The sequence below is a fragment of the Pseudomonas sp. PS01270 genome, from assembly GCF_029959775.1.
GTDB lineage: Bacteria > Pseudomonadota > Gammaproteobacteria > Pseudomonadales > Pseudomonadaceae > Aquipseudomonas > Aquipseudomonas atacamensis.
In genome coordinates this window covers 1-7,733 of sequence record NZ_JASCPT010000185.1, presented here as the reverse complement: position 1 = coordinate 7,733, position 7,733 = coordinate 1, and the positions used below count along the sequence as shown (strand labels likewise).

Genomic DNA, 7,733 nt, shown 5'->3' with positions numbered 1-7,733 from the left:
AGCCTGCTCGCGAAGGCGTCGATTCAGTCAACGAACAGGGCGACTGACACACCGCTTTCGCGAGCAGGCTCGCTCCCACAGGAGAGATCGAGTCAGGCCTTCAGGTAGCGCAACACCGATTCGCAGATCATCTCGCGGTGGCGCTGCTTGATGGTTTCGTCCGGCAGGTCGATCTGGAAGATTTCCCCCAGCGTGTGGCGGTTCGACACGCGATAGAAGCAGAACGAACTGATCAGCAGGTGCACGTCCAGCGCATCGATGCCACGCCGGAACAGACCTTCGTCCGCGCCTCGTTGCAGAATCCCGCCCAAGGTATCGAGGATCGTGTTGTTCAGCGCCTTGATTGCATCGGAACGCTTTACGTATTCGGCGTTGTGGATGTTTTCGATGCTGACGATGCGCACAAAATCGACGTTGTGGTCATGGTGATCGAAGGTGAATTCCACCAACCGGCGGATCGCCAGCTCGGGCGGCAGCTCATCCAGATGCAGGCGGTTTTCCGTGCTGCGGATATCGCCGTACAGCTTCTCCAGCACCTCGACGTACAACTGCTCCTTGCTGCCGAAGTAGTAATAGATCATGCGTTTGGAGGTGTGGATGCGCTCGGCGATCGCGTCGACGCGGGCGCCGGACAAGCCCTGCTGGACGAACTCGACGATCGCCTCTTGGAGAATGTTTTCGCGGGTCTTTTCCGGATTGTTCTTGCGACTCTTGCGCGGCACTGCCTCGGACTCGACAGCAGCGGCGGAAAGTTCTGAATTCATGGTCATCGCGGGCTCACGGCCATCACTGCACAAGCTGGCGATTATGGGCCGCGCGGGACAGTGAAGGAAGCCGCGCAGCCGGTGTTTGATCCCGCGTTTACGAATTCCCTACAACTTCGCCTGACGCACCGCACCACTGCGCGATTTGGCCATCGCCGCCAGCCGCACCGCAACGTTGGCCGCGCCGTAGCCGGCATAGCCATTCTTGCGCTGAATGATCTCGAAGAAGAACCGTCCTTCGAACGGCTCGGTGTAGACATGAAACAACTCGCCGCCCTGGGCGTCACGGTCGTAGAGCACGTTGTAATAGGCCAGTTCGCTGAGGAATTCATCGTCGAAATCGAAGCGCGCGGCGAGGTCGTCGTAGTAGTTCAGCGGGATGTCCAGCAGCGGCACGCCGGCCTCCTTGGCGCGACTGACCTGGGCGAAGATGTCGTCACAATCGAAAGCGATGTGATGCACACCGGAGCCGCGATAACTCGACAGCGCATGAGAAATGGCGGTGTTGCGGTTCTCGGAAATGTTCAGCGGCAGCCGGATCGAACTGTCGCGGCTGCGCAGTGCGCGGCTCTTCACCAGACCGTACGGATCGGGCAAGACCACTTCATCGTCGGCTTCGAAATCCAGCAGGCTTTTGTAAAACAGCACCCAACTGTCGAGGCTGTCGGCAGGCAGCGCCATGGCCATGTGATCGATACGCTTGAGGCCGCCGCCGGTCTGCGCGTCGGGCAACAGATTGAAATCGGTGCCGTACACGTCAGCGTCCGCATCGACCAGATAAATCAGGCTGCCGTCCGGTGCGCGCACCGCCGCTAGTTCCAGTTCATTCGGCCCGACCAGGCCGCGATAGGGCTGCCCCTTGTAAGCGACCGCGCGGGCCAGTGCACTGGCGCTGTCCTTGACCCGCACCGCCGTGGCGCACAGCGACGGACCGTGGGCTTCGAAAAAGCTGTGGGCGAACGAATACGGCTCGGAGTTGAGGATCAGGTTGATATCGCCCTGACGCAGCAGGCTGACACTCTTGGAGCGATGCTGCCCGGCCTTGGCAAAACCGAGGCGTTGCAGCCAGTGACTGAGCTTCGCGCCCAGCGCTTCGTCGACGGCAAACTCGAGAAATTCCACACCGTTGTATTCGCTGGCGGACGGCGTTTCGAAAAGAATTTCACGGTTGGCCACCGGCGGCGCTTCCTGCTCGAGACGCTGACGGGTCTTCTCTTCCAGATACAGCAGCGAGCGCAATCCGTCGGCGGCGTTGGCTCGCGGGGGCGCGGCACGGAAGCCGTCGTTGAAGATTTCCAGCGACAACGGTCCGGTATAACCACTCTTGATGATCGGCGCGAGGAAACCCGGCAGATCGAATTCGCCCTGCCCCGGGAAACAGCGGAAATGCCGGCTCCACTCCAGCACATCCATGGCCAGGATCGGCGCGTCGGCCATTTGCACGAAGAAAATCTTGTCGCCGGGAATGTCGGCGATCGCGCTGGGATCGCCCTTCAGCGACAGGGTGTGAAAGCTGTCGAGCAGCACGCCGAGGTTGGGGTGATCAGCCTGACGGACGATGTCCCAGACCTGTTGATAAGTATTGACGTGGCGGCCCCACGCCAGCGCTTCGTAACCGATGCGCAAGCCACGGGCGCCGGCGCGTTCGGCCAGCAGGCGCAAATCATCGACGAGGATTTGCTGATCGCCGACACTGTCCGGCGAGGCGTTGCTGCAGACCAGCACCAGGTCGGTGCCAAGTTCCTGCATCAGATCGAACTTGCGCTCGGCGCGCTCGAGGTTGCGCGCCAGGCGATCGCGGCGGCAGCCTTCGAAGTCACGGAACGGCTGAAACAGGGTGATGGCGATCCCCAGATCGGCGCACATCTGTTTAATTTCCCGTGGGCTGCCGTCGTAGTACAAGAGGTCGTTTTCGAAAATCTCCACGCCGTCGAACCCGGCGGCGGCAATGGCTTCGAGTTTTTCCGGCAGGGTGCCGCTCAAGGAAACGGTGGCAATGGAACGCTGCATGTTTCAACTCCCGTTTGGAGACGGCGGCTGCGTGAGCCGCGCCGCTTTTATAGGATGAGCAAATTATTGGCTGCATCCCTGCGCGCAGCAATTTAAAGTGTACTACCCGGTTAGTTTTGCGTGCGATTATCGAACACTAAGGCGATTTGGCGAATTGACGATTTTTTGTTCACTGCCCAACATCGGTTGCACATCGAGTCCGGCCACTAACCACCGGGCAAGGTGTTCGACAGAAAAGAACACCAAATAACAAATCCAAAAACGGGTGGAACACATGATTCCTTCACAGACTTCCCGCATGGCTCCGGCCATGAGCACTGCCACGGGTGGCATTGGCGACAAGATCCGCGGCGCCATGGCTGTCGGCAAGACCCGCTGGGGCATGCTGGCGCTGGTGTTTTTTGCCACCACCCTCAACTACATCGACCGCGCCGCCCTCGGCGTCATGCAGCCGATCCTCGCCAAGGAAATGAGCTGGACGGCGATGGATTACGCCAACATCAACTTCTGGTTTCAGGTCGGCTACGCGATCGGTTTTGTCCTCCAGGGACGTCTGATCGACCGGGTCGGCGTCAAGCGCGTGTTCTTTTGCGCCGTGCTGCTCTGGAGCCTGGCCACCGGTGCCCATGGCCTGGCGACCTCGGCAGTCGGCTTCATGGTCTGCCGCTTCATCCTCGGCCTGACGGAAGCGGCCAACTATCCGGCCTGTGTGAAAACCACGCGTCTGTGGTTCCCGGCCGGTGAACGTGCAGTCGCTACCGGCATTTTCAACGCCGGCACCAACGTCGGCGCGATGTTCACGCCGATGCTGCTGCCACTGGTCCTGCATGTGTGGGGCTGGCAAGCGGCGTTCCTGTGCATGGCGGCACTCGGCGGCATCTGGCTGCTGTTCTGGGGCCTGAAATACTTCAATCCGGAAGATCACCCGACGGTGAAACAGTCGGAACTCGATTACATCCAGCAGCAAGTCGAACCGGAACAGGCCCGCGTGCCGTTCAGCAAGATCCTGCGCATGCGCGGCACCTGGGCCTTCGCCCTCGCCTACTCGCTGACCGCGCCGGTGTTCTGGTTCTATCTGTACTGGCTGCCGCCGTTTCTCAATCAGCAATACAACCTCGGCATCAACGTGACGCAGATGGGTATTCCGCTGATCATCATCTACGTCACGGCTGACTTCGGCAGTGTCGGCGGCGGGATTCTGTCCTCGTTCCTGATCGGTCGCGGCATGAACTCGATCAAGGCGCGGCTGCTGTCGATGTTGCTGTTTGCCTGCTGCATCATCGGCGTGGTGATGGCCGCCGGCTCGGCGAACCTGTGGGTGGCGGTGGCGGCGATCTCGCTGGCGATCGGCGCGCATCAGGCCTGGACTGCGAACATCTGGAGCCTGGTGATGGACTACACGCCCAAGCACATGATGAGCACGGTGTTCGGCTTCGGCGGCATGTGCGCAGCGATCGGCGGGATGTTCATGACCCAGATCGTCGGCCACATCCTCACCGTCACCAACAACAACTACACGGTGCTGTTCACGCTGATCCCGGCGATGTACTTCCTCGCACTGACGTGGATGTACTTCATGGCACCGCGCAAGATTCCGACCGTTACCGAATAACCTGCCTGCATATATCCCATTGTGAGAGCGAGCCTGCTCGCGAAGGCGTCACGTCAGCCGCTGAATATGGCGACTGATACACCGCTTTCGCGAGCAGGCTCGCTCCCACAAGTTGTACCGGGATCCGCTCTTCAGCGCCGGCTCTGCTGCCACGCTGCCGCCAATCCGCTGCAACAGATCACCGCAATACCAATCACCGTCAACCCGCTCGGGGTGTGATTGAACAGCAGCCAGCCCAACAACCCGGCAAAGACGATCTGGCAATAGCCGAACGGCGCCAGCAAGGCTGGGGCGGCGTGGCGGAAGGCCTGGGTCAGGAACAGATGCGCCGTCATCCCGCAACTGCCCAGCGCCAGCATCAGCGCGGCGTGAGTCAACGTCGGCACTTGCCAGAAGAACGGCACCAGCGCGCTCATCACCAGGGTATTGCACAGGCCGGCAAAGAAGTTGCTGGTGGTCGGGCTGTCCACTTCGGCAAGCTTGCGCGTCAGCAGTTGGTAGAAGCAGAAAAACAGCGCCGAGCAGAACGGCAGCAGGATCGCCGGGGTGAACAGGTCGCCGCCCGGGTGGACGATGATCAGCACGCCGATGAAGCCGCAGATCACCGCGATCCACTGCCCGCGCGTCACCCGTTCCTTGAGCAACGGCACCGACAATGCCGTGACCAATACCGGTGCGAGAAAGTTGACCGCCGTGGCTTCCGCCAGCGGGATGTACAGCAGCGCCGTGGTGAAAAACAGGCTGGTGCCGAGCAGGCACAGGGCACGGGCGAGCTGCCATAACGGCTTCTTGGTGCGCAGCACGCGCAAACCGGACTGCGGCAGGAAAATCCCTGCCATCAACAAGGTGTGCACCACATAGCGCGCCCACACCACCATCACGATCGGATAAAAACCGGAGAGGTATTTCGACAACGCGTCGTGACTGGAAAACAGGAACGTCGCCACGACAATCAGCAGAATCCCCTTGAAGGGCTGGTTGACACCGGAGAGCGGGGTGCTGACGGTCATTGGCAATCTCTGAAAAAAAATCCGGGCGAGCGTTCGCGCTGGCGGCAATCGTTGTGGCAATCATAGTCGGCCGAGCTTTCAGCAACCGCACAGGTTGCACTCTTCTTCGCCGGGAAACCGCCGCCAGGCAAAACCTTGAGGCAAGATTCCCGCCACTTCGGCGCCCGGCCAGTGTGCAACATCACAGACTGCCGTCGAAACAGCGGGTTCATGAATTCGACGGAAGAAATTCCACTCGGGATTGAATTCACGGCCCGCTCGACCGTCAATACCAGGCCCGCACCATGTGGGCGCGTGTGCATGGACGGACGACCGGACTGGCGCCACACTCACACAGCGGCAACACTCATCACCAGCAGATTCATCACCGGCAATAAAAGAGGATTCCCACATGCTATGGAAAAAAGGCCGACGCAGTGACAACGTCGTCGACGCCCGGGGTGATGATGCCGGCGGTGGTGGCGGCATGCGCTTCGGTGGCGGCAAGGGCCTGAGCCTGACCGCTATTGTGCTGATCGTCGGCATCGGCTGGCTCACCGGCCAGGACCCGATGCAGATCCTCGGCCAGTTGACCGGGCAGATGGAGCAACCGGCGGCTACTTCGCAAACCCGCCAGGCGCCACCGGCCAATGATGAACAGGCTGAGTTCGTCCGCTCGATTCTCGGCGACACCGAAGACACTTGGGGTCCGATCTTCCAGCAGGCCGGACGCCAATACAAAGACCCGACACTGGTGCTGTTCAGCAATCGGGTGAACTCCGCGTGCGGCATGGCCACTTCTGCCACCGGCCCGTTCTACTGCCCGGCCGACCAGAAGGTCTATCTGGACATGGCCTTCTTTCAGGAAATGTCGCAGCGCTTCAAAGCCGCTGGCGATTTCGCTCAGGCTTACGTGATTGCGCACGAAGTCGGCCACCATGTGCAGACGCTGCTGGGCGTCTCGGCGAAGATGCAGGCGGCGCGTCAGCAAGGCCGGCAAATGGAAGGCGACGGCGGCTTGCTGGTTCGTCAGGAATTGCAGGCCGACTGTCTCGCTGGCGTCTGGGCGTATAACGCGCAGAAACGCCTGAACTGGCTGGAGCCCGGCGACATCGAAGAAGCCTTGAACGCCGCCAACGCCATCGGCGATGATCGCTTGCAGCAACAGGGTCAGGGCCGTGTGGTGCCGGACTCGTTCACCCACGGTACGTCAGCGCAAAGGGTGCGCTGGTTCAAAACCGGATTCGCGCAAGGCCAGGTAAGCCAGTGCGACACCTTCGCGGCGAAAACCCTGTAAATGCATAAATGGCTTGTGGCGTTACTGTTCATCGTCGGCACCGCGCAAGCGACCGGCGTCGATGCGATCAGCCCCGGTCGCCTGCAACTCAAGGCCGGGGAAATGGCAGTGGGCATCGGCCCGGCACCGGAAAAGATCGAGCGGGTGCTGATCGTCATTCATGGTCGCTTGCGCAACGCCGAGACCTATCGCAAAAGCGCGGAAAGCGCCGCCGAACTCGCCGGGCAGACCGCGCACACGCTGGTGATCGCTCCGCAGTTTCTCAATGAAAGTGACGTCACCCTGTATTCCTTGCCGCCGACGGTGCTGCGCTGGCAGGGCAACGAGTGGATGGGCGGCGGCTTGTCCACCGGGCCGAATCCGCTGAGTTCCTACGCGGCGCTGGACGAAATCGTCGCGCGGCTCAGCGACCGCAAACAGTTTCCGGACGTGAAGCAGATCGTGATCTTCGGCCACTCCGGCGGTGGTCAGGTGGTGCAGCGTTACGCCCTGCTGGCCAAGGATCAGCCGGCGCTCAAGGCCAACGGTATTCGCTTGCGCTATGTAGTGGCCAATCCTTCGTCCTATGCATATTTCAACGAGCAGCGGCCAGTGGCGTTCGACCACGCACAATGCCCTGGCTTCAATCGCTGGAAGTATGGCCTGGCGGACATGCCGGTGTATGCCGGCGGGCAAACGCCGTTGCAGGTCGAGAGCGCTTACGTCAAACGCGAGGTGATTTATCTGCTCGGGCAGCAGGACGTCGACCCGGAACATCCGGCGCTGGACAAGAGCTGCGCGGCCGAGGCGCAAGGGGCTTACCGCTTGATGCGTGGGAAGCTGTATTTCGGCTATTTGCTGCGCCGGCATCCTGAGGGGGTCAATCAGCGGCTGGTGGAGGTGCCTGGGGTCGGGCATGACGGGGATGGAATGCTGACTTCCGCGGAGGGGCAGAAGGCGTTGTTTGATCAGTAGGTTTTTTTCTGAATCCACCGCCCCCTTCGCGAGCAAGCTCGCTCCCACATAGCTCTATGACATGCACAAAATATGTGTGCACTGAAGATCCAATGTGGGAGCGAGCT

The 7,733-nt window shown here is 60.9% G+C and carries 6 protein-coding genes; 3 read left to right on the top strand and 3 right to left on the bottom strand.

The features are described 5' to 3' along the window. Nucleotides 1-92: 92 nt before the first annotated feature. Together QMX86_RS26530 and quiC are read right to left on the bottom strand one after the other, a co-directional pair. A complete protein-coding gene (locus QMX86_RS26530) occupies nt 93-770 on the bottom strand; it encodes a TetR/AcrR family transcriptional regulator (RefSeq protein WP_024014415.1) in 678 nt (225 codons plus the stop codon). A 102-nt stretch (nt 771-872) separates the two neighbouring features. After that, nucleotides 873-2,774: a 3-dehydroshikimate dehydratase QuiC gene (gene quiC / locus QMX86_RS26525; RefSeq protein ID WP_073475563.1), complete on the bottom strand. Its 1,902-nt coding sequence runs from the start codon at nt 2,772-2,774 to the stop codon at nt 873-875. A 274-nt stretch (nt 2,775-3,048) separates the two neighbouring features. Here quiC and QMX86_RS26520 point away from each other — a divergent pair, with 274 nt between their 5' ends. Further along, nucleotides 3,049-4,386 carry an MFS transporter gene (locus QMX86_RS26520; RefSeq protein ID WP_024014417.1) on the top strand — a complete coding sequence of 446 codons (1,338 nt, stop codon included), beginning with the start codon at nt 3,049-3,051 and terminating at the stop codon, nt 4,384-4,386. A gap of 131 nt (nt 4,387-4,517) precedes the next feature. Here the strand turns inward: QMX86_RS26520 and QMX86_RS26515 are convergent, their stop codons facing one another. After that, a complete protein-coding gene (locus tag QMX86_RS26515) occupies nt 4,518-5,396 on the bottom strand; it encodes a DMT family transporter (protein ID WP_282387121.1) in 879 nt (292 codons plus the stop codon). A gap of 391 nt (nt 5,397-5,787) precedes the next feature. Between QMX86_RS26515 and QMX86_RS26510 the strand changes: the two genes are divergently transcribed. Continuing rightward, the gene (locus tag QMX86_RS26510) at nt 5,788-6,672 is read left to right on the top strand and encodes a neutral zinc metallopeptidase (protein WP_110646124.1); all 885 of its coding nucleotides are present in this window, start codon (nt 5,788-5,790) and stop codon (nt 6,670-6,672) included. Beyond that, nucleotides 6,673-7,626, top strand: coding sequence for an alpha/beta fold hydrolase (locus QMX86_RS26505; RefSeq protein ID WP_282387119.1), 954 nt, complete (start codon nt 6,673-6,675; stop codon nt 7,624-7,626). It abuts the gene before it with no gap. Nucleotides 7,627-7,733: the final 107 nt, after the last annotated feature.